General features: G+C 35.4%; 1 protein-coding gene. It reads right to left on the bottom strand.

Annotated elements, in window-relative coordinates; genetic code table 11:
* Window positions 1–77: 77 nt before the first annotated feature.
* Window positions 78–635: a 3D domain-containing protein gene (locus tag AC1DRF_RS28345; protein ID WP_014459735.1), complete on the bottom strand. Its 558-nt coding sequence runs from the start codon at window positions 633–635 to the stop codon at window positions 78–80.
* Window positions 636–1,268: the final 633 nt, after the last annotated feature.

Genomic DNA, 1,268 nt, shown 5'->3' with positions numbered 1-1,268 from the left:
ATATAAAGTAGCATGCCCTTTAATGAAGAAAAAAATGAGAGCCCTTCAACGAAGGCTCTCATTTCCTTAAGAAATACTTATTTTAAGATTTGAACTTTTACTGTTTTTCTTCCCCATTTTAACGCTTCTTTTTGAGAAGGAAGAAGAACGTCAATTTTATTTCCTTTAATTGCGCCGCCCGTATCAGCTGCGATTGCCGTGCCGTAACCCTCTACGTATACTTTTGAACCAAGCTTAATCACTTTTGGATCGACAGAAATCACTTTTTGATTTGGATTCTTTTTCAAGTCGATTCCAATCGCTGTTTTTCCGCTGCAGCCTTTGCAGTTCGCTGTGTACGCTGTTGCTGTTACTTTAAATTCTTTCACAACGTTTGAAGACTTCGCAGGCGCTGCTTTAGCGGGCGTGCTTGATTTTACTTGAGATACTTTTAATACTTGTTTCGGATGAATGCTGTCTGACTTTAAGTTATTCCACTGTTTCAGCTGACTAACCGATACTTTATATGTCTTTGCAATTTTGTATAGCGAATCTCCGCTTTTTACTGTATATGTATTTGTTGCAGCTGATGCACCACTTGCCACTCCGAACAGTGACATTAGAACTAAACTGAACGTAATCATTGTCTTTTTCATGTAATTGATTTCCCCTTTATCTACCAATACATAAAAAATAACACATTAATATTACAGTTATATTTCAGTATCATGTCAATAGTTTGATAGTTTAGTTACAGTAAAAATAAAGATTCTTCCTTTTAAACTAGTAAATTAATCACCTTTACTCTTCAAAAACATACATATTTAGGTATATGACGGTGCTTTTACACACATTTATACTGGATTATTTCATTTGTAACATTTCACTGGTTCTAGAGGCTTATACTTTATTTTATATTGGTTATTTAGAACATAGTTTATTTAAAATTAATAAATGCGTTAAAGGAGCTTAATATACATCACTTTTTACACCGCTGTTGATTTCCGTACAAGACTTCGCTTTCGGCGAGTGGCCGATGAGCCTCCTTGTCGCTTGCGTTCCTGCGGGGTCTCATCTATTCCACTATTTCCTCAGGAATCTTCGTCTTGCTCTCCAATCAACCGCTAGAAACGCATACATACATGACCGCCATAACAATAAAAAAAATCCGAACGAGTTGAATTCTCCATCAAGAATCTCAATTCATCGTTCGGATCTTTTTTCAACTAAAATACTTTTATCATGGCCTTTTTATTTGAAATTAAAATGCCTGCGCTACTTGTTAATAT

Source organism: Priestia sp. P5_B4 (genome assembly GCF_056400385.1).
This window is presented reverse-complemented; position numbering and strand designations above follow the sequence as displayed.

Excerpts from the sequence above, each read along its gene's own strand:
- AC1DRF_RS28345 (WP_014459735.1), bottom strand. The coding sequence starts at position 635 with ATGAAAAAGACAATGATTACGTTCAGTTTAGTTCTAATGTCACTGTTC.